Source organism: Parashewanella spongiae, from assembly GCF_004358345.1.
GTDB classification, from domain to species: Bacteria; Pseudomonadota; Gammaproteobacteria; order Enterobacterales; family Shewanellaceae; genus Parashewanella; species Parashewanella spongiae.
This window is the reverse complement of record NZ_CP037952.1, coordinates 5,202,845-5,225,200: the sequence shown is the minus strand read 5'-3', so window position 1 is coordinate 5,225,200 and position 22,356 is coordinate 5,202,845. Positions and strand designations below refer to the sequence as shown.

13 protein-coding genes are annotated in these 22,356 nt (G+C 41.0%); 8 read left to right on the top strand and 5 right to left on the bottom strand.

Going from position 1 to position 22,356, the window contains the following annotated elements:
- Positions 1–224: 224 nt before the first annotated feature.
- Positions 225–2,483: a nitric-oxide reductase large subunit gene (locus tag E2I05_RS20695; RefSeq protein WP_121853508.1), complete on the top strand. Its 2,259-nt coding sequence runs from the start codon at positions 225–227 to the stop codon at positions 2,481–2,483.
- A 191-nt stretch (positions 2,484–2,674) separates the two neighbouring features.
- Positions 2,675–4,222, top strand: a complete 1,548-nt coding sequence (gene norR / locus E2I05_RS20690; RefSeq protein WP_121853507.1) for a nitric oxide reductase transcriptional regulator NorR — start codon at positions 2,675–2,677, stop codon at positions 4,220–4,222.
- A gap of 311 nt (positions 4,223–4,533) precedes the next feature.
- On the opposite strand, the gene E2I05_RS20685 is transcribed toward norR, so the two are convergent.
- Entirely contained in the window at positions 4,534–5,556 is a 1,023-nt protein-coding gene (locus E2I05_RS20685; RefSeq protein WP_121853505.1) for a hypothetical protein, read from the bottom strand.
- Positions 5,557–5,987: 431 nt separating this feature from the next.
- Here E2I05_RS20685 and E2I05_RS20680 point away from each other — a divergent pair, with 431 nt between their 5' ends.
- Positions 5,988–6,716 carry a 1-acylglycerol-3-phosphate O-acyltransferase gene (locus tag E2I05_RS20680; RefSeq protein ID WP_121853504.1) on the top strand — a complete coding sequence of 243 codons (729 nt, stop codon included), beginning with the start codon at positions 5,988–5,990 and terminating at the stop codon, positions 6,714–6,716.
- Positions 6,717–7,473: 757 nt separating this feature from the next.
- Entirely contained in the window at positions 7,474–7,863 is a 390-nt protein-coding gene (gene rraB, locus E2I05_RS20675) for a ribonuclease E inhibitor RraB (protein ID WP_121853503.1), read from the top strand.
- A gap of 327 nt (positions 7,864–8,190) precedes the next feature.
- On the opposite strand, the gene E2I05_RS20670 is transcribed toward rraB, so the two are convergent.
- The 4 genes from E2I05_RS20670 to rapA all read right to left on the bottom strand — a co-directional run bounded on the left by E2I05_RS20670 (position 8,191) and on the right by rapA (position 15,145).
- Positions 8,191–9,174, bottom strand: coding sequence for a sensor domain-containing diguanylate cyclase (locus tag E2I05_RS20670; protein ID WP_121853502.1), 984 nt, complete (start codon positions 9,172–9,174; stop codon positions 8,191–8,193).
- Between the two features lie 14 nt (positions 9,175–9,188).
- On the bottom strand, positions 9,189–10,184 hold the full coding sequence (locus E2I05_RS20665) for a response regulator (protein ID WP_121853501.1): 996 nt from the start codon (positions 10,182–10,184) through the stop codon (positions 9,189–9,191).
- Positions 10,185–10,886: 702 nt separating this feature from the next.
- Positions 10,887–11,087: a hypothetical protein gene (locus E2I05_RS20660; RefSeq protein ID WP_121853500.1), complete on the bottom strand. Its 201-nt coding sequence runs from the start codon at positions 11,085–11,087 to the stop codon at positions 10,887–10,889.
- Positions 11,088–12,187: 1,100 nt separating this feature from the next.
- Positions 12,188–15,145, bottom strand: a complete 2,958-nt coding sequence (rapA, locus tag E2I05_RS20655) for an RNA polymerase-associated protein RapA (protein ID WP_121853499.1) — start codon at positions 15,143–15,145, stop codon at positions 12,188–12,190.
- A gap of 339 nt (positions 15,146–15,484) precedes the next feature.
- Here rapA and pheA point away from each other — a divergent pair, with 339 nt between their 5' ends.
- From pheA to E2I05_RS20635, 4 genes are all read left to right on the top strand, one after another.
- Entirely contained in the window at positions 15,485–16,327 is an 843-nt protein-coding gene (gene pheA, locus E2I05_RS20650) for a prephenate dehydratase (protein ID WP_121853498.1), read from the top strand.
- A 67-nt stretch (positions 16,328–16,394) separates the two neighbouring features.
- Positions 16,395–16,847 (top strand): helix-turn-helix domain-containing protein, encoded by a 453-nt coding sequence (locus tag E2I05_RS20645; RefSeq protein ID WP_207805281.1) that lies wholly within the window; start codon positions 16,395–16,397, stop codon positions 16,845–16,847.
- Between the two features lie 183 nt (positions 16,848–17,030).
- On the top strand, positions 17,031–18,431 hold the full coding sequence (locus E2I05_RS20640; RefSeq protein ID WP_121853496.1) for a PhoH family protein: 1,401 nt from the start codon (positions 17,031–17,033) through the stop codon (positions 18,429–18,431).
- A 221-nt stretch (positions 18,432–18,652) separates the two neighbouring features.
- Complete coding sequence (locus tag E2I05_RS20635) at positions 18,653–22,351, top strand: response regulator (RefSeq protein WP_121853495.1); 3,699 nt, start codon at positions 18,653–18,655, stop codon at positions 22,349–22,351.
- The last annotated feature ends 5 nt before the right edge of the window (positions 22,352–22,356 follow it).

Below are 22,356 nucleotides of genomic sequence, written 5' to 3'. Positions count from 1 at the left end.
ATGTTATTTAGTTTAGGTTAACAATTTTAAATACAAAAAAATAACCATGATTGTGCAATTAACAACGCTGTGTTTTTAACACTTTTATTGTGATTGTCATACAGACAATTGTATTCACTTGATCAATGTCAATTACATTGAAAAACAGCTGGTTACAATGTTGGCACGAAAGCCGCAATAGTGGCGGTAATCGCTTTTGGGAAACTGTGACGCAAGGGGCTTGTATGAGCAAACAGAAAATTACCGCCATCGCACTGCTTATGGTGTTAGTGGCATCATTTACGGTACTACTCAGTTTGGGTAGTGAGATTTATCAAACTAAACCGCCTATCGCGACGCAATACGCCAGCACCAATGGTGATGTTGTGTTCAGCGGTAAAGACGTTGAGCAAGGTCAACTTGTTTGGCGTTCAATGGGTGGACATCAATTAGGCTCAGTGTGGGGACACGGTTCATACGTGGCACCAGATTGGACAGCTGACTGGCTACATCGTGAAGCGCAAGCTTGGCTAGACATTGTTGCACAGCAGCAATATGGCGTTGAATTTGCAAAGATAACCACTGAAAAACAAGCTGGTTTAGAACAACTGTTACGTGAAGATATTCGTAAGAATACCATCACAGAAAACAGTGATGGCACTATCCATGTGGCACTTTCGGAAACTCGCGTAGCCGCGATTAAAGTGGTTTCAGATCATTATTTGTCATTGTTTGGTAGCGACCCTAAACTTTCGAGCTTACGTGAGCAATATGCAATGAAAGAAGGCACTGTGCCTGATCTTGCTCGTCGTGAACAATTAAATGCATTCTTATTTTGGGGTGCATGGGCGGCGATTACTGAACGCGAAGGTGAAGATTACACTTTCACCAACAACTGGCCGTTTGATCCACAGTTAGGTAACAAACCAACTTCAGATAACGTCGTATGGTCAGTGCTCAGTATTGTATTTTTAATTGCAGGTGTGGGTGCATTAATTTGGCATCACGCCAGTTGTAAGCACGACGAATTACCAACTCCTGCTAAACAAGATCCTTTATTTAAAAATAAGCCAACGAAATCACAAAAAGCGGTGTATAAGTATTTTGTCACTGCGATTGGCCTATTTTTACTGCAGATTTTCTTGGGCAGTATCACCGCTCACTACGCTGTCGAAGGACAAGATTTTTATGGCTTCCCATTAGCAGAAATTCTACCGTATTCAGTCACTCGTACTTGGCATACCCAGCTTGCGGTATTCTGGATTGCAACGGCGTGGTTAGGAACAGGTCTTTACATTGCTCCGGCCTTGTCTGGTTATGAACCGAAATTCCAACGCATTGGTGTGAATGTGTTATGGGTTGCATTGGTTGTTGTAGTACTGGGATCTATGGCTGGTGAATGGTTAGGGGTACAACAGTACTTTGACCTAGACATGAACTTCCTATTTGGTCATCAGGGTTATGAATACATAGACTTAGGTCGCGTATGGCAGGTATTGCTTCTAGGTGGACTGTTAATTTGGTTGGCATTAGTTACTGCATCGATTCGTCCGGCATTAAAAGAGCAAGGCGAAATGCGTCCTGTTATCTGGATCCTATACGCTTCTTGTGTGGCTATCGGTCTGTTCTATGGTGCAGGTCTGTTCATGGGCAAGCACACCAACTTAGCGATTGCTGAATACTGGCGCTGGTGGGTGGTTCACTTATGGGTAGAAGGTTTCTTTGAAACGTTTGCTACTTCGGTAATTGCCTTAATGCTTGTGCGTCTTGGTCTTATCCGTGGACGTAGTGCCAATAGTGCCGTGTTATTCGCTACGGTCATTTTCTTAACTGGCGGTTTGATTGGTACTTTGCATCACCTTTATTTTACTGGTGCACCAACATCAGTGATTGCGTGGGGCGCGATGTTCTCAGCACTTGAAGTGGTACCTTTAGCTCTAATTGGTTTCGAAGCGGTTGAAACATATCGTATGCGTAAAGCAAGTCCGTGGATGGAGCGTTATCACTGGGCGATTATGTTCTTCGTGGCAACAGCGTTCTGGAACTTAGTGGGTGCCGGTATGTTAGGTTTCCTTATTAATCCACCAATCTCATTATATTTTGTTCAAGGTCTTAACTTGACGGCTACTCATGGTCACGCAGCATTCATGGGTGTATATGGCATGTTAGGTATCGGCTTGATGTTATTCTGTATCCGTGGCCTAACAGGTAATTTACTTTGGAATGACGGTTTGCTGAAGAAAGCATTCTGGAGTTTGAACATTGGTCTAGCGGCTATGGTATTCATGTCATTGCTACCAATGGGTCTGATCCAGTTCTTCGCAGTAATTGAAAATGGTTACTGGTTTGCGCGTTCACCAGAAGTTATTCACAGCGCGGCTGTTGAAAACTTAGTATGGTTACGTACTGTTGGTGATGTGATATTTGCAGCAGGTGGTTTGTTCATTGGTGTGTTCTTGTTTGATTTAATCAAAAAAGCAATCACTGCTCCTAAAACGGCTTAAAACGATTACTTTTATCGATAGACGTTAGGAATATTTAGGAGCCCTTATGGGCTCCTTTTTTAATGTGGATCAAATTTTACAAATTCTCAGAGTGTTAAAGTGACTCTTGTTCAAGTGACACTGCGATCATCGCGGTATTTAGGAGAATTTGTTTTATGTTCACACCGTCTCATACCAATGAGGAAGCTACGATGGCACTGAGTCAATCTGATCTCACTCGTATTGCGTTAGACATCACCTCTGGACTGGCGAATCGTGATCGATTTTCACGTTTACTGGACACCATTAGGCAAAATCTCCATTGCGATGCGGCCGCACTTTTGTCTTATCACGGGCAATTTTTTACACCTTTAGCTATAAATGGTTTACATGATGATGTCATTGGACGTCGATTTGTCTTGGCTGAACATCCAAGGTTAGAAGCAATCGCTCGTGCTGGTGATGTGGTTCGTTTTCCGGCAGACAGCGATTTAGACGATCCTTATGACGGGTTAATCCCTAATCAAGGTGAGGAGCTTAAAGTTCACGCTTGTATTGGTTTGCCTTTGTTTGCCAATGAACGATTAATTGGTGCGGTAACCATTGATGGCTTTGATCCTGAGCAGTTCGATCAATTCAGTGATTTTGAGTTACGTAGTTTAAGCGCAATTGCAGCCGTGTCACTGAATAATGCCTTAATGATTGAACGATTAGAGCAACGAGCTGTGCAAGATCACGCTGGTAATGCTAATGATGATGAGCACGTAGATCATGAAGCAGATTCTGAAATGGTCGGTCAGTCGCGAGCCATGCTCAGCTTGAATCAAGAAGTCGCAGTAGTAGCGAATAGTGATTTGAATGTCTTGATCACGGGTGAGACGGGAACTGGCAAAGAGTTAGTCGCCCGAGCGGTACATAAAAAGTCACGCCGTAGCGGGCAGCTGTTAGTGTACCTAAATTGTGCGGCACTGCCTGAAAGTGTCGCCGAAAGCGAGTTGTTTGGTCATGTTAAAGGCGCATTTACAGGAGCCATCAGTCATCGAAAAGGCAAGTTTGAGATGGCCGATAACGGCACCTTATTTCTTGACGAAATAGGTGAGTTACCATTATCGCTACAAGCCAAGTTATTGCGAGTATTGCAATATGGCGATATTCAAAAAATTGGTGACGATCGTAGTCAACAAGTGGATGTTCGCATTATTGCCGCGACCAATAAAGAGCTGAAAACAGAAGTGATGGAAGGCCGTTTTCGTGCCGATTTGTATCATAGGTTAAGTGTGTTTCCTATATTGGTGCCGCCGCTGCGTGAACGAAATGGTGACATCACCTTATTGTCAGGCTTTTTTGTTGAACGCTACCGTCAGAAATTGGGTCTAAAGCACCTGAAGTTAAGCTCCAGTGCATTAATGCTCATTAATCAATATGGCTGGCCAGGAAATGTACGCGAACTCGATCATGCAATTCATCGCGCCGGAATTATTGCTCGAGCTCAATCAGAAAGTGAACTCTGCACCATTAAAGCGCAACATTTTGATTTCAGTGAATCTGTTACTGACAACTCGCAGCAAGTCGGTACTACACAAGCTTCTACAAAAATTGTGAAAGGGTTGAGTTTAAAGCAAGCTGTGGATGAGTTTCAATCCGATTATATTCACCAAGTGTTAACAGGTAATAAAAATAATTGGGCCGCCACAGCACGAGATCTTAAATTGGATCCTGGTAATTTGCATCGCTTGGCAAAACGACTTGGGCTAAAGTAATCGTATTTTCAACCTAAGTAAATTGGCAAGTATATAAATGTTCAGTACTCACCTGATGGGTGAATTCGGGTTGTTTAATTTAGTATTTAACTTCAAAGATTAAAGTTAAATCTGACATTGAGCACATCTATTAAAAACCCAAAATTAATGAATGGTTACTCATTTTCGCGTTGTAAAAATGTTCATATCGGTTAATTTTAAGTAAAGCATAGATAAAAAGTGATTTCTTATTTAACCTTAAACTCATAACTATTCTATGTGCGCAGTGTCAGTTAAATTGTGCGTTCAACCGATTTATTTAGATTCAATGACTAAGTGCTGGTGGTATGAGTCTCGTTGCTGTCTGATTGATAGGGTGAACTGAATTGGCGAAAGTCGCTTGTATCTAATAGATCATTGTTGAGTGGGTTGATTGGTTTTTTAGTTATCACGCTTTTTATGCTGTCTCGTGATATGGGTTTCCAAACACCTCGACAATTCAATTCCATAGCGTTTTCTAATGTGAGTGACTCAAAGCTGATTGGGCAATTTGGAAAAGCCGCTGAATACTCTGACTTAGGTAAGGGGAGTTCATCGATGGCTTTTACCAAGATACTGATATAATGATTGCTCACTTGCCTTTGCGCTGCCGTTTGTGGATCAGCAATCAGGGTTCTCACTTGTTCTTCAATATCACTTAGATTAACTATAGTATCTAATGCTTCTTTTTCTTTTGGGGATAAAGTCCGCAGTATCTTGAAGACAAACAACGGCAAATCGTCCAACATTGTTAATAAAGCAGGTAATTGATAAATAGGAAAAGCACTAAAATTTATTTCATCCTCATCTACAGTTAACTCATCATCTTCAGTTAACTCCTCTTCTGAGAGTGTGCTTGATGTTATTCCTAATGATTCGAGGTCAATGGTATGATTTAATTCTTCATTTGAAAATTCAACTGCGGGTACGTCTATCATTTCGACGTAAAGAGTGCTTGTGGTTCGCTGTTGTACAGCAATTCGAGCCTGATATTCAGCTTCTTTCAGCCGTGCTTCTGACTTTATTTCTGGGAGGTTAAAAAAAACTGATAGCTGAGTTTTAATCCTTGGATCTTCGTTTCCGAAAATTATTTTGCACCACTTAGCTAAAACATTGGCAATTGAAGTGTGATCATAGTCAACAGCCTTCAATTGGCTTTCAAACACATCAAGGTTTGGTGAGCATTTGATAACAGCATAATGTTTGCCATTTACTGTCATGTTACCTAGCGTCGCTTCGATACCTTGTTCTTGAATTCTTTGCAAATAAGTGGCTTTAACCTCTTGATAAGAAAGCAAGCTGATTTCATTTGACATGACAATTTCATTAATTGGTTTTGATATTTGTGTAAGAGTATTCTTGCGTTAGAGGCTAAGCAAGAAAATGAAGGTTAATTTTGATTTAACCTAAATAAATCGGTTGGGAGCGTTCATATACGCAGAAAAATTACTGATAGCAAGGCATGAATAGCAGCAAGTAATGGTTACCGACATACAAAACAGTCGTTACTTCGTTTCTACTTGCAAAACTTATAACGCAGCTAGCGGTGATTTTGGTAAGTATATGAATGTTCAGCACTTACCTGATGGGTGAATTCGGGTTGTTTAACTTTGTATTTAACTTCAATAGATTAAAGTTAAATTGTGCGTTCAACCGATTTATTTAGGTTTAACTACCAAAGTGTTTTTTACTGATGCCGTGGATCAATTGCAGTATACTGGCGTCGGTTTTTTATTGGAGTCAGTTTGTGTTATTAGTTATTCGTTGTTTAATATTGGCAGTATTGCTGGCTTTGTTGTTTGTCTTTAGCATGGTTTTTTGTGTGGTGCGACCTAGGCATCGAGATAATGTTCACGTTTTAGCGCAGATATTTTCTAAGGTTTGTCCCATCCTCGGGATAAAACTGGTGCTACGCCTGCCTAAAAAGCATTACGAAGGGCCAAATGTTTATGTGGCCAACCATCAGAATAATTATGATATTTTTACCCATACTGCCGCTGTACCAAAAGGGACTGTAAGCCTTGGGAAAAAAAGCTTAGCCTGGATGCCGCTTTTTGGACAGATCTATTGGCTTTCTGGAAATATTTTAATTAATCGAAGTAATCGTCACCGTGCAGTCAGTACTATGGCCGCGGTTGCTGAAAAAATGAAAAAAAATCGTTTATCGGTATGGATTTTCCCTGAAGGTACGCGCTCACGTGGGCGAGGTTTATTGCCATTAAAATCAGGTGCATTTCATACCGCAATCGCCGCCAATGCGCCGGTCATTCCAGTCGTAGCCAGTTCACAAAATAATATTAACTTGAACCGTTGGAATAACGGTACGGTCATAATTGAAATGCTGGCGCCGATTGAGACTCAATCCTTAACCAAGTCTGATGCGAGAACATTGGCCGATAACGTTTTCGAAATCATGAAAGTAAAATTGAATGATTTAAATGTAGAAGCCGATAAGTTATCTTCAAATAAACGTTAAAATAATGCTAAATAAAGGCTGTTGAGCTTTTATGTTGTTTATGGATTTTTAGGAAAGTTGCGAAAGAAAGTATACCGATGAGTTCTCGTCACTCCAGCGCAGACTGGAAACGAAGTAACGACAGTTTTGTATGTCGGTAGTCTAGTGCCTTTGCTTTTTCTACAAAACCACTGAATACCAGCCTTCGCTGATATGACAAAGATTGGTACTTTCTAAATTGCTAGATCACTTACTCATTATTATTTTGCATTTGTCATTGCAAGCTGAATCAAAGACAAACTAATATTTTACCCAAAGGGATTGCTATTAATGACGCATCAATCGCTTGTATGACAAGTTATACCAATTACAGTAATTAAATACTCAACTCAGAGCTATGTATGCGCACAAATTACTAACGAAATTGGTGAAAACATAGTTATTACCGACATACAAAACTGTCGTTATTACATTGCTACGTTGAGAAAATTTTGTGAAGTATTCTTTATAAATCAAAGTGAGGGCATACAAGCTCCCTAAGGGCAAGGCTAAAGGCTTCCATTACTGCGTTGCATGCTCTTGAGTTATTCAGATAGTACTTCGAAATACAGCCTTGTACTGAAAACCCTTAGCTCTTACTGAGTGAGAGATTAATTACTGTAATTGGTATTAACTGAATATGAGCCTAAAACTACCCACAGATAATTTTTGGCATTTGGCTTAATTGCCCATTATTTTAGTGTAAAATCAACTTCGAATTTTAAATGGAGTGTAACCCATGTCTATTGAGCAACAGATACAAGAGCAACGCGAAGAGAATCGCTTGATTGTGAGTGAATTATTGGCCGATGGCTCTGAGCCTGATGCTGAGTATATTATTGAACACCACTTTGTATCTCATAATTTTGATCGCCTTGAAAAGGTCGCGGTTGAAGCGTTTAAATTGGGTTATGAAGTGAATGATGCTGAAGAACTTGAATTAGAAGATGGTCGTGTTGTTTATTGTTTTGATGCCGTTTCAAATCATAGATTAGATCTTGAGTTGCTCGACAAAGCGTGCGAGCAACTGTTGCAGCTAGCCACAAAACAAAAAGTAGAATATGAAGGTTGGGGTACTTACTTTATTGGTGACGATGTTGAAGCCGAACAAAAAGAAACATTACATTAGGGTCTGTTGATCTTTCGTGATTGTTTTTGCAGCGATAAATTGGTTATTTTATGCAAGGTAGAGTTTGTGAGGTTTGGTTATTATCGACATACAAAACTGTCGTTACTTCGTTTCCAAATAAGAAAACGATAACGCAGCACCTTTTATTTAGAAAGAGCGACCAATTTACGCTCTCTCTTTTTTCGATGCTTTTGAGCATTCACTGTTCTGTGTTGTGACCAGCTCACTTAGATGGCTAAGCATCACTGCTCACGCCTTGAACAGATAAATGCTCAAATAGCACAAAATTTAATCCTGAAAGATCAACAGACCCTAAGACAACACCCCTTAATGTAACTTTTCATCTCCGCTGATATCGCGGTATATCACACTGCGATTTCGGCCATTAAGTTTGGCTCGATAAAGCGCTTTATCGGCGAATGAGAGCCAACTAATACTGTCTTTAATATCATCGTTTAAGTCACAGATACCAAAGCTAACGGTGACACGAAACACATCGTCGTCAGCCATAAACTCAACCTGTTCAACTCGTTTTCTTAATCGTTCAGTAAAACTTATCGCGTCTTTGCTGTTGGTATTAGCTAATACCACTGCAAATTCTTCGCCACCGTAACGCCCCGCGCAATCGGTTTCGCGCAATGATTGGCTTAACATATGGGCGACGCGCTGAATCACGACATCACCGATCTGATGGCCAAAACGATCATTAATACTCTTAAAATGATCGATGTCTAACATCACTAAGCTGGAAGCTGTGTTGTAGCGGCTGAACCGCTCATACTCACGTTCCATACAATGTTGCCAATGGCGACGGTTATTTAGCTGAGTGAGTTCATCGGTTTGGGATAAATGTTCGAGCGTTTGGTTAACATTATTGAGCTGCAATTTATTCATTGCAATATCGGTGACATCATAAATGATCATGCTAATGTGGCTGACTTCACCGGTTAAAGATACCAAAGGTTGCAAAGTGACATTCTGGTACATATGCGCGGCGCGACCAGTGATTGGGCGATAATTTTTAAAGCAAAATACAAAAGGTCGCTGCTCCCAACTGATGAAAGCACGGTTTTTGAGTAAAAAAACCGATTCCATTTTTTTCTTCAGCCATTCGGTATCTAAATCAGCAAAATGTTGAAATAAATTTTGGTCTTTTAAAATATTGGGCGAAACGCCACTGTGGTTTTCCATGAAACCATTCCACAGTTTTATATTATAATTGCGATCCAGCACCACGATACCGACTTCAATGGTTTGAACCATTTCAATCAGCCAGTGGAATTCGCTTAAATGATGAGTGTTATCAGACATTGGCAGTTGCTCGGTCAGTCAATTAAGTAGCTTATTTTATTTGTTAAAGTTGGCATTGATTCTTCAGTAAACAGCATTAATAGATCACATTGAATGTTGTGATCTTTAATCCGATAATTGATCTCCATCGCCAGCGTGCGTTGCCACTTTTCGGCATTATCATGGATGAGCTCGTTGACGGTACAATGGCGACCAAGCACCACAGGGTGGCTCTGATTAAAGGGCATATCAAGTTGTGCAGAAATACCATTTAAAAAGGCGCCAATCAGTACATTACCGGTATCGATGAGTACTTCAATTTCTGCTTGGCTCGAATCTGGGTTTTTGATCCCCATGAGTTTGGCCATGTCTTCAAAGCTAGAATCATGAAACAGTAACAGGGCTTCACCTGCTATTCCTGCGCCAATAAACCCTTGGCACAACGCCGACACTTGCTGGTTTTCTTCTGTGGCTTTTAACGCCATAGTTAGCTCACTGACTTCTAGTACATTAACAGTGGGGATGGGCAGCAATACATATACATCCAGCAGTTTGGCGAGTAAGTCTGCGGCTCGTCCCATGGCGACGTTGGCGATTTCTTGGCAAGCATCTCGAAGGTCAACTTTAAGCATGGGTGTATCACTGAGTTCACCCACAGCCGAACTGGTAAAAATTCCATACTCTTGAAGAGTATTGTTTAGCGTGTCAGAACTAATGGGTTTTTGAATGAAGTCGAGTGCACCAAGGGATTTTACTCTTTGAAAGGCTTGCAGTTGAATATCGCCAGAGACCACAATAATCAATGATGGCAAATCGAGTTTTTGCACCGTTGCCAGTACCTGATAACCATCCATCACAGGCATGGTGAGATCTAAAAAAACGACCTCTCCTTTACCGTCTTTAATAGCTTCTAGGCCTTCAAGACCGTTGTTTGCAAAAGTAAGAGACACATCCCAATCCTTGGGCAACACACGAGCCATTTGTTTACGAGCCATACTTGAATCATCACAGATGAGTACTTTAGTGGTCATAAGTGGTGTGAGTCCTTGTTATTCATCACTTTAATCCTAGAAACATCAGTTGACTGCGTTCTCAAGCGTAGAGCATTTCACTCATTGGGTGAAAAACATGATAATAAAATCATCGTATTGCTCAAACAGTTACTCATATACTCAGCGTTCAACTGATGTTTTTAGGTTAATGCAGAGTATATTCGAATTATTTTCCTGATCACCTACAAAGTTCAGCTAGTTTTGTTGTCACTCCAGCGCAGGCTGGAGTCTAGCGCCTTTCTCTCGCTCCAAGAAAAGGCGCAGGATACCAGCCTACGCTGGTATGACGACATACTAACTAGACAGTTCAATGAGATACCCTAATTAACTCTAACTTAGACTGAGTTTAATTGGTAATCAGGATTATTTTTGACTGCACCTAGAGTATAAATAGGTCAGATAAATACTCTATTGTAACTACATAATTTGTAATCAGTATATTTTTGGCGAGCGTCAATATTATCACGAATGTTATGTGAAATAGTCATATATTCTAAATTTGTTAATAGTTTAGCGGTTTGGTAGGTGAAAAATTAACCGGTGGTATGTTTTTTAAAAATTTTATTGCTAGGTATTTAGTTGCAGTAAGTGATAAAGGACTTTATTTATCAATAATGAATGATATTTGTTTACGATATTGAATGAGTTATATCAAAATTTGCTACAAATAACAGATGATTATTATGTGCCATAACTTTTATGTTGTCGCATGAAGCCGTTTGCTTTATCGGTACTTTTATCCGAGTGAGTGGGTTGTGCTTGATAAGACTTTTTTCCTAGCTGAACCAGTTGACTTGTGGAAGATGGATTTGAATTTTGGTAGCTTTCATTAGGTTTAAGTGCACGGCCCGAAAATGTAGCTCCAGCTATCTTTTGTGACATTATTTATCTCCAAGTTAAATTCTAATGAGCATATTAACAATCTATTGAAGGTTTATCCGTGAAATTTTGTTCATTATTCTAGGGTCTGTTGATCTTTCGTGATTGTTTTTGCAACGATAAATTGGTTATTTTTTGCAAGGCAGAGTTTGTGAGGTTTGGTTATTATCGACATACAAAACTGTCGTTACTTCGTTTCCAAATAAGAAAACGATAACGCAGCACCTTTTATTTAGAAAGAGCGACCAATTTACGCTCTCTCTTTTTTCGATGCTTTTGAGCATTCACCGTTCTGTGTTGTGACCAGCTCACTTAGATGGCTAAGCATCACTGCTCACGCCTTGAACAGATAAATGCTCAAATAGCACAAAATTTAATCCTGAAAGATCAACAGACCCTAGTGTTATACCAATTACAGTAATTAATCTCTCACTCAACAAGAGCTAAAGGGTTTCAGTGCAAGGCACAAGCTCGAGTACTATATTCCCTACGGCCGCCATACAAAGCTGGCGTTCAACGCACTTCGTGCTTTTGTCGGAATAATTGAAGTGCTTGTAACACAGTAATGGAACCCTTTAGCCTTGCCCTTCGGGAGCATGTATGTGCTAAAATTACTTCTCAAAATTGTCTTGACGTAGAGCAACTGTGTCTTCATCAATTTCGATTGCACTTTGAGCACATACATAGCTTTGAGTTGAGCATTTAATTACTGTAATTAATGGTATTACCATTCAATTTATTAGAGGTAAGGGTAGAAAGTGGAATGTAATGAGAGATCTGCTTTTTATTTGTTCCTGTATTCAAGTTAATACATGGTTGTGGTTGGCTTTAATTGGAAGTTGTTCATAGGATTGGAATGGATGGGCAGTGTCACAACCTGAAAATAGGTAATGACACTACATCGATTAAGGAAAGTTGCGGAAAAAGTATACCGACGAGCTCTCGTCACTTCAGCGCAGGCTGGAAACGAAGTAACGACAGTTTTGTATGTCGGTAGTCTAGTGTCTTTGCTTTTTCTATAAAAGCCACTGGATACCAGCCTTCGCTGGTACGACAAAAATTAGTACTTTCTAAATCGCTAGATCCCTATGGGTACAAAGATATTACGCGTGACTTACAAGCACGAGTCTTATGGAGTCTAATTGCAAAGGACAATCATCGATATAGCCACGTAAGTCTTGCATTTGATCCCGTAAATAATCGAGCTCGTCTTCACGAATATTAGGGTTAATCGCTTTCAAGGCTTCTAATCTTGATAACTCTGCGGTGAGCTGAGTTGTCATCTCTTCACGGGCCGTATCGACAAGCTTTTGTAATTCTACTTCAGCAACAGCCTGTGCTTTTGGCAATAATGGGTGGATGATTGCCTGAGAGGCATTGACCAGTTTACTGCCTATATGACGATTTACCGCACTCAGTTGTTTATCAAAACTGTCGTAATCGACTTTTTCTGACAAGTTGTTGCCATTTTTATCCAATAACACCCGAATTGGCGTTGGTGGCAAATAGCGATACAACTGACTTGATTTTGGTGCAGAGGCGTCAGCCATATAAATCAGCTCTAGAAACAGAGTGCCAGCAGGCAGAGATTTATTTTTCAATATTGCTACACTGGTGGTGCCAGTTTCTGAACTCGTTACTAAGTCGAGTGCAGTTTGAACGATAGGGTGTTCTTGGGTGATCAAGGCAATATCGTCACGAGACAAGGCGGTTTCACGATCGAAGGTCACCGTAATGCCGTCTTCTGGTAACCCTGGGTAGCTTGGATAAAGCATGTGCTCGGTTGGCTTTAGGATAATTGAGTTTTCACCATTATCTTCTTGATCAACACCAATAATGTCCCACAAGCGGATCACTGAGCTGATAAGATCGGTATCTTCGTCACGAGCCGCTAATCGTTTTACTAACTCTTTGGCTTTGTCACCGCCATGGGAGTTAATTTCGAGTAACTTATCGCGGCCTTGCTCCATGGCTTGCTTCAACGCCTTGTACTTATCCTGAGTGTCACTGAGCAGTTGAGATAACACTTCGGTATTTTCTTCGGAGTTGAGATCTGCTGCCGTAAGTAAGCTTAATAACTCAGCCGCGAATGTTTTATACAGTACATGACCACTTGGGCAAGTCAGTTCAAAAGCATTTAAGCCTTGGTGATACCAAGCCATCAATTTTTCTTGAGCCGTATTTGTAAGATATGGTAAATGAATTTGGACATCATTCTCTTGCCCAATCCGATCCAGTCGACCAATACGCTGCTCTAATAGATCAGGGTTTAATGGTAAATCAAACAACACCAAATGGCTGGCAAACTGGAAGTTACGGCCTTCAGAACCAATTTCTGAGCAGATCAGTGCCTGTGCACCCGCAATCTCTTGAGCAAAATAAGCGCCAGCTTTATCACGCTCAATAATCGACATCCCTTCGTGGAATACCGTCGCTTGAATACCTTCACGAGTACGCAGTGCTTCTTCAAGGCTGAGTGCTGTTTCCGCTTGGCTTGCGATAATAAGCACTTTTTCGCGGCGATGCTCTTTTAAAAATTCAATTAACCACTCAACTCGTGGATCGAATTTCCACCAAGCCGCATTGTCAGAGTCGAAGGCTTGGTAGATCTTTTCAGGGCTCAATGCTTGTTTTACTTTCAGCTCTAACTGAGCAATGCCAGTACTCGGGCGACTGGTCGACATCATGGCGTTGACCCGTGCCGCAGTAACATATTGCTCTGGCATGGCATGAGGGTAAGCATTAAAGATTCGTTTCGGGAACCCTTTTACTGAAGCGCGGCTGTTGCGGTAAAGCACTCGGCCAGTACCATGACGATCAAGCAGTTCTTGCAGCATTTCTTCACGCGCAGTTTGCTTAACTTCGTCTGGAATATCGTCGGCTTGGATCTGCTTTATGCTTGAAGAAATATCTTTTTCAGATAACAGCTCAGTTAAGCTATTAATGGCTTCAGTAGACAATTGTTGATTACTGAACTCTTGATGAGAGATGAGTGCATCAGCGGCTAAGGCCACATCACGATAACTTGCTTCTTCTTTAATGAATGCATCGTAGTCATAAAAACGATCAGGATCTAATAGACGCAATCGAGCAAAATGGCTTTGATGACCTAATTGATCTGGTGTAGCCGTAAGCAGTAATACTCCTGGTATTTCGTCACTGAGGGCTTCAACAATTCGATAAGCACGACTTGGCGCCTCTTCTGACCATTCAAGGTGATGCGCTTCATCAACGACCATGAGATCCCAATCGGCATCAACGGCTTGATCAAGACGTTTTTTCTGTCGCAGCAAATCCATAGAGCAAATGACAAGTTGTTCCGTATAAAACGGATTGTCATTATCGGCGTAGGCTTCAACACAGCGCTCTTCATCAAATACGGAGAATTTGAGGTTAAAACGGCGAAGCATTTCAACTAACCACTGATGACGCAAGGAATCAGGAACGATGATCAAGATCCGCTCAGCACGACCAGTCAGTAATTGTTGATGAATAATGAGTCCAGCTTCAATAGTTTTACCCAGCCCGACTTCATCGGCTAATAAAACTCTGGGTGCAAAACGTTGCCCCACTTCATGAGCAATCCACTGTTGATGAGGGATCAAGCCGACTCGAGGACCTTGCAAACCTAAAATATCAGAAGTCGCTAATTTATGACGCAGCAATTGCGAACGATAGCGCACACCAAAACGGTCGAGTCTATCTATTTGTCCTGCAAACAGGCGATCTTGAGGTTTGTTGAAACGAACATTGTGGTTAAGGAGTGTCTCTCTTAACTCAACGACTTCATCGGTATCACTGCGAGTACCTACATAGGCAACAATACTGCCTTGCTCTTTGACTTCGCTGATAGTGAGCTTCCATTCTTCATGGCTCTCAACTACGTCGCCGGGATTAAAAATGACCCGAGTTAATGGGGCATCTTCACGAGAAAACATACGGTTGTCTCCAGTAGCAGGAAACAATACAGTTACCATACGACCTTCGACTTGTACTACGGTACCTAAACCAAGATCGGATTCTGTATCACTGATCCAGCGTTGACCTAATGCGAATGGCATCTTCTACCTATACTCCAGACTGACTCACAAAAGGCGCGTATCTTATACTATCGCTATTAAGAATAAAATTACTCAATAGAGGTTCTGCGCAAATAGAGTCAGCGACATTGAAAAAATTTACTTATCAGCCAAAGCGTCAGGTATTTGGTGGTTCAAATAACGGGCTAAAATAACGGCCTTAAAGCAGAGCGCTCATGTCAGTCGATGAACAAAGGCTCTAAGCCTATACCTGTGTTTGTTTAAAAACAACGCTACTTCGAGAGGAAAATATTTACTTTCTTATTTTTTATAGAACCGTTAGTTTATTGATATGTACTGCGGCTATATCAAGCGGAGATTATGCAGACCATCGCAACGTTAGGCCCTAGTGGCACGTATACTGAACAGGCCACAATTCAATTTATTCATGGACAAGCTTTGCAACATGAAATTCAGTATTTTTCTTCTTTGTTGAAAGTTATTGACGCGGTTGGCAAAGGGTGTCAATTGGGTGTGGTGCCGATTGAAAATTTCTCAGAAGGGTTTGTATCACCAGTTTTAGATGCCTTAGCTCAAGCACAATTGCATATCGTTGCCGAAATTTTATTGCCGATTCAATTTTCTTTTGTCAGCAATGAAGCTGATTTTGATGCAATAAAACAGATTTATGTACAATTTGTTGCAAAAAATCAGTGCAGTAAGTTTTTGAGCCAGTTTGAACACCTTGGTATGGTGCAAACACAAAGCAACATGGCATCGTTACAACAGTTACAAAATAATCTCAAAAATAGCGCTGCAATTGTACCCAGCAATGCGGTAATGACGAAAGAGTTTTCTTCGAAAGTTACGGATGTGGGTGATTACCCCAATAATCAAACGCGCTTTGTGGTGTTAAGCGCAGATAAACATTTTCATGTAAATGAATTAACAACAAAAGCCAATAGAGATGGTTATAAAACCAGCCTTGTCATTTCCAGTGGTAACGACTCTCCAGGGGCTCTTAGTCAAATTTTGAATAGCTTTGCTGAACACTCGGTTAATTTATTGTCCATTATTTCGAGGCCAACTTGTGAATCATTCGGTGATTACTGGTTTTTTATTGATCTTGAAGGTGCGATTAATAACGTGAATATTTCAGACGCTATTTCAAAAATTGAACAAGATCATCAGGTAAAAGTGTTAGGAAGTTACACATGTGTATGATGACGTCGCTATAAAGTCATATGACATCATAAATATGGCGTCATAGAAAATAGATATGAGTCATATCATGAGTGTTTTAAAGAGTAGAGTGATTGAGAATTATATGGATATTAAAATCGATAGTGAACAAATTAAAGCACTTAGAGTTGGTAAAAATTGGACGCAACAGCATCTTGCTGAACTATGTGGTATCAGTTTGAGAACCATACAAAGAATAGAAAAAAGTGGCATTACTTCTTCAGAAACTGTTGCGGCCTTGTCTGCTGTTTTTGGCATAGCAGTCGACAGATTAAAAGTACTGAATGAGGAGAATGACACCATTGAAGGTATCAAAGATATTAAAACGAAAGTGATGACGCTTCAGCTGCCTTTTAGTACACATGAATTCATTACACTTTATTCTTTTACATTATCAATGCTCTACCAGTATAAAGTTAAAATGTTTAGCTACTACGTCCTTAATATGATTTCGATAGTTTCTGTGTTTTTAGGTGCTTGTTGGTGGTTTGGATTCACTTAAAAATTAATCAAATTACTTATATCTTTTTTATAATGGGTAAGCTTTACTGAGAGTAAGATGGATGGAATAGATGATTACCATCTAAGCGTTGTCATAAAACGGACAACAAAATTCACCACACTCAAATATAGGAGTGAGAGAACCACCGATTAAAACAGTCATAATTGCATTTATGGAGGCGCCATGGAACGAGACCACACTAAGCTTTTCGTACTGGACACAAATGTATTACTGCATGAACCGTTAGCCATTTATTCATTCAAAGAACACGATGTTGTCGTGCCAATGACGGTACTAGAAGAACTCGACAGCATTAAAGATAGAAAACGCGATGTCAGTCGCGATGCAAGAGTCGCCATTCGAACTTTAGAAGATACCCTCGGCGGCAATATCACTCCTGAACAACTTGTACAAGGGGTCGAACTGCCCGTTAGACCTGGGCATGAAGACGCCATTGGTCGCTTGTCCATTTTCCCTGATCACCAAATCGATTTCACTATTGGCAGCTTATCTGGGGATAATAACGACAATTTGATCATTAACTCCACCTTACACTTACAACAATTACATGCACCACGATCTGTGGTATTGGTCACCAAAGACATCAATATGCGCTTAAAGGCAAAAGGTGCTGGGATTGAATTGGTTGAAGATTATCGCAGAGATCAAATCATTGATGATGTGCGTTTTTTGACTAAAGGGTTTCATCAATTTTCAGGCACATTTTGGAAAGGCGTTGATAAAATTGATACCGAGCGCCAAGGCAGAAAAACCGTTCATCAAATTCCACTGGGCGAAGTTGAAGTTGAGGCCGAAGCGCTATACGTGAATCAATTTTTACTCGATGAAGAGACGGAATTTTGTGGTAGGGTGATTGCCAAAGACAGCGATCACTTAACCATTCAAGATCTCAATCGTGAACGACTTATGACTCAAGAAGCGTGGGGAATAAGGCCTAAAAGCGTTTATCAAGGGATGGCATTGCAAGCCTTGTTAGATCCCGATATCGACTTGGTGATTCTTACCGGCCCAGCAGGTTGTGGTAAAACCTTGTTAGCTATGGCTGCAGCACTAGAATTAGTGGTCGAGCGCAATAAATATGACAAAATTATTGTCACTCGTAATACCCCTGAAATTGCCGAATCGATTGGTTTTTTACCGGGTACGGAAGAAGAGAAAATGGGGCCTTGGCTGGCGGGAATAACCGATACTTTGGAAGTGTTACATAAAAATGATGTCAATCCCACGGGAAGCATGAATTACATTATGGAGAAAGCCAATATCCAGTATAAATCAATTAACTTCATGCGAGGTCGTTCCATCCAAAACTCTGTGGTATTACTGGATGAATGTCAAAACCTTACCGCATCGCAATTGAAAACCATGATCACACGGATGGGAGAAGGCACCAAACTGGTTTGTTGCGGTAACCTAGCTCAAATCGACTCGAACTATCTCACTCCAGTCACTTCAGGGCTCACCTATATCGTCGAACGTTTTAAAGACTTTGACGGCAGTGCGAATATTTATCTCAATGGCGTGGTTCGATCTCGCTTGGCAGAGTTTGCTGAGGAACATTTGTAAGCGAAATGACCGAGTCTTAATAGGCTTATCAATAAAAAGCGCTCTTGGTAATCACTAAGGGCGTTTTTGGTTAATATCTTCTCTGTGTCCTTTTCATAAAATTTACACCGTACCAAAGTTATTTACGATCAAATGGTTATTTGTCTATCAAATGTGACAGCGACCGTGTGATGAGTATAATTGACTCATAAGCAATATTTTTTATTAAGCATGGCTATTGCATGAACCCAAGTGAACCAGTGCAGCAATTAAAATCACCGATACAGAAAAACTATAATTTAGCCGTGTTTTACACCTACATAGGTGTGATAGTCATGGCGTTGTTAATTGCATGGCTTGCTTATGATAAGCAAAAAATTGAAAAAATGGAGATGCGAGATCAGCAGGTCGAACGACATGTCTTACAAGTAGATTTATTGCTAGAGTCCAGCATACGTGCGGTGAAAAGCCTTCGTAATGTCGCCGTTGGGCACTTACAACGTGGTGAACAATTACGGAAAGATCATTTGCCACAGTACGAGAAATTCAATGAAAGTGGCCAATTTTTTACCCTTGAGCCCGACAATGCCAAAAGCGACCAGCCTTTTACTAACATGGGACGTATTACTGGGGCTGGTACGTTAAAGAAGCGCAGCGATACATTCTATCAAGAATTAGAAATGCTGTTTGAGTTATCGTTATCATTCCCTGTCGCCAAAGACGCGGCTCCAAAAACGTCAGCCATTTATTACATATCAAAACGAAAAATGATGTCCTATTACCCGTGGCCATCAGACGAGCAGCATTTTCGAGAAGAACTGCTCAATAAAAAACAATTTCAATTGGCGGGCCCAGTTATGAACCCGCAGCGCAGTGTGTTTTGGAGCCCCGCTTATGTCGACTCAACCGATAAAGGCTTGTTGACCACAGTGGGTGCGCCCATCTACTCAGAAGACGAATTCATTGGCTCCATTAATTTAGACATGACACTAGCGTCATTAGCAAAACAGATCCGTCTTTACTTCAAAATGCCGGGTACGGTTATTTTGCTCGATCAAAATAACAATGTACTGTCCCACAGTGATATTGATTCAACAGACTTGAATCGGGTATATCACATCAGCCAGCGTATTCCTGCTGAACTGCATTCTTTATCAGAGTCCGAACTGTTTGAGGCACATGAAGGTTTTATACGAAATGGCTACTACATTCATTCCGTTGCCTTACAAAATACTCCGTGGCGATTGCTGTATTTACAACGTACTGATGAGTTGTTCGGTGACTTATGGAACAAATTACAGCTAACTTTCATTTTGGTGGTATTGGCGCTGTCGGTGCTCGTGACCATTGTGCATTGGCAAACACGTCGCTCCTTTGTGAATCCCGCATCGCAGTTATTGTCTCATTTAGAAGGCTGCTCACAACAGCCACTGAAAGTCCCTACAAAAATGACTCAAGGTTGGGAGCCGTGGTTTCAGTTGGTGAGTCGGATTTTTGAAGAAAATCAGCAGTACACGCATCATCTTGCCGAGCAAAATAAACGCTTAGACAAATTAGTGGCATTACGAACTGAAAAACTAAAAGAAACAACTGAGCGACGCGAACGTGAATACGCCTTATTACGCTCGTTAATTGATTCAATTCCAGAAGCCATTATTTTTAAAGATAAAGAAGGTAAATATTTAGGCTGCAATAAAGCCGCTGAGCGCATGTTGGGTTATACCGAAAGCGAGTTGATTGGGCAGACGCTTGATACCATGACAAATCCGGAACTGGGAGAGCGGATTCGCGCCGAGGACGAGCAAATTCTTGAAGATAAAGTGCCACTGCGTTATCAAGAAAAAGTTCAACTCGCGGGTAAATCGGTATTACTCGATACCCTTAAATTACCATTTTATAATCGTCGTGGTGAATTGCTTGGTTTAATTGCGGTATGGCGCGATGTGACGCGTGAATATGAATCGGCTGAGCAATTACGTTTATCAGAAGAGCGATATCATCTAGCCATGGATGCGGTAGAGGATGGTTTATGGGATTGGTATCTAGATTCCGAACAGATTATCTGTAATTCCGCTTACTACACCATGCTTGGCTATGAGCCAAATGAATTCCCAGCCTTACTTTCAACCATTGATGACATGATCCATGCTGATGATCGTCAGCGTGTGCAAGAATATCGCGGAAACTACCTCGCACAGCCTGACTCTGTGTACGAAATTGAATTTAGAATGTTGGGCAGTGGCGATCAGTATTACTGGGTTTTATCTCGTGGACGAGTTGTTGAGTTTACGGCCAATAATCAGCCGCGACGAATGGTTGGTACTCATAAAGACATCAGTCGTCAGAAATACAACGAAGTGGCGCTGCTTGAAGCGAAGCAAGATGCTGAATCAGCGAATTTATATAAAAGTGAATTTTTGGCGAATATGAGCCATGAAATTCGTACTCCAATGAATGCGGTAATTGGTATGCTGGAATTGGCGAAACGAACCAAACTTACGGTTCAGCAACAAGATTACTTATCTAAAGCGGGATTCTCAGCCCAGTCATTGCTTCGAATCATTAACGACATTCTCGATTTCTCAAAAATCGAAGCCGGTAAGCTTGAACTTGAAAAGGTGCCGTTTGCGCTTGATAAAGTGCTCGATCATGCGCTGGATCTAAATGTGATAAAAGCACAAGAAAAAGGCGTAGAAATGCTGTTGTATGCGCCAGTCACAGCCGGATTAATGTTAAAAGGCGATCCACTGCGGTTAGGGCAAATATTGATTAACTTGCTTTCCAATGCGGTGAAATTTACGCAAAGCGGCGAAATTGAATTAGGCTGCGAAGACGTAGGTGAGCGTGATCACCGAATCACGTTGCAGTTTTGGGTGCGCGATACTGGTATTGGTATTGATGAAGAACAACAATCGAAGTTATTTGATGCGTTTGCCCAAGCCGATGGTTCTACAACCCGAAAATATGGCGGCACTGGACTTGGTTTATCCATCAGTCAGCATCTAGTTTCTATGATGGGCGGTAAGATGGAAGTGCAGAGTGAACAAAACTCAGGCAGTACTTTCAGCTTTACTTTGAGCTTTGAAATAGAAGAAGAACACCAAGCGCCACCATTTTTAGTTCCAGAAAAACTCAATAATTTAAAAACATTAGTGGTGGATGATAACCCAACGGCCTTGCAAATTTACTCGACCTTGATGCGCGATTTTCATTTTGAAGTTGAAACCGCCGAAAGCGGTGTTGAAGCTCTGTATAAGTTGACTCAAGACCCCGTTGATTTACTGTTGCTAGATTGGATGATGCCTGAAATGCATGGTGGTCAGGTGATCACTGAAATGGAAAAAATGCTCAGTGAAGGTCGTATTGATAAAATGCCTGTGATCATCATGATGACAGCTTATGCCGCAGAGCCGCTTCAAGATGAAGTTGATACAATAAAAGTTTATGCCTTCTTGCAAAAACCTTTTAAAGCCTCTGCATTATTTGATGAAATTATTTCGGCATTCGCGGACGAACCACAAACTTTAATCACTTTACCTGAATCCGTTGTCGAACGCCGTGAAGATAAGGGCTTGATTTTACTGGTTGAAGATAATTTAATTAACCAGCAAGTGGCTTCGGAGTTATTAAGGAGTGCAGATTACGACGTTGATGTCGCAGATAATGGTCAAATAGCGTTAGATATGGTGAGTAACCGTGAATATGATGCTGTGCTTATGGACATTCAGATGCCCGTCATGGATGGTCTCACAGCAGCGAAAGCATTACGAGAGCAATATGATAGTGAACGTTTACCTATTATTGCCATGACCGCCCACGCCATGTCTGGCGATAGAGAAAAAAGTTTGTCAGCAGGCATGAACGCGCACATCACCAAACCCATTGTATTGCCTGAATTGTTTGAAACGTTAGCTTATTGGATAAAGAAAACAAAACCTTGAGTCTT

What these genes read in the sequence shown, in the direction of transcription:
- E2I05_RS20695 (WP_121853508.1), top strand. Translation starts at nt 225, where the DNA reads ATGAGCAAACAGAAAATTACCGCCATCGCACTGCTTATGGTGTTAGTG.
- norR (WP_121853507.1), top strand. Translation starts at nt 2,675, where the DNA reads ATGGCACTGAGTCAATCTGATCTCACTCGTATTGCGTTAGACATCACC.
- E2I05_RS20685 (WP_121853505.1), bottom strand. Translation starts at nt 5,556, where the DNA reads ATGTCAAATGAAATCAGCTTGCTTTCTTATCAAGAGGTTAAAGCCACT.
- rraB (WP_121853503.1), top strand. Translation starts at nt 7,474, where the DNA reads ATGTCTATTGAGCAACAGATACAAGAGCAACGCGAAGAGAATCGCTTG.
- E2I05_RS20670 (WP_121853502.1), bottom strand. Translation starts at nt 9,174, where the DNA reads ATGTCTGATAACACTCATCATTTAAGCGAATTCCACTGGCTGATTGAA.
- E2I05_RS20665 (WP_121853501.1), bottom strand. Translation starts at nt 10,184, where the DNA reads ATGACCACTAAAGTACTCATCTGTGATGATTCAAGTATGGCTCGTAAA.
- E2I05_RS20660 (WP_121853500.1), bottom strand. Translation starts at nt 11,087, where the DNA reads ATGTCACAAAAGATAGCTGGAGCTACATTTTCGGGCCGTGCACTTAAA.
- rapA (WP_121853499.1), bottom strand. Translation starts at nt 15,145, where the DNA reads ATGCCATTCGCATTAGGTCAACGCTGGATCAGTGATACAGAATCCGAT.
- pheA (WP_121853498.1), top strand. Translation starts at nt 15,485, where the DNA reads ATGCAGACCATCGCAACGTTAGGCCCTAGTGGCACGTATACTGAACAG.
- E2I05_RS20645 (WP_207805281.1), top strand. Translation starts at nt 16,395, where the DNA reads ATGAGTGTTTTAAAGAGTAGAGTGATTGAGAATTATATGGATATTAAA.
- E2I05_RS20640 (WP_121853496.1), top strand. Translation starts at nt 17,031, where the DNA reads ATGGAACGAGACCACACTAAGCTTTTCGTACTGGACACAAATGTATTA.
- E2I05_RS20635 (WP_121853495.1), top strand. Translation starts at nt 18,653, where the DNA reads ATGAACCCAAGTGAACCAGTGCAGCAATTAAAATCACCGATACAGAAA.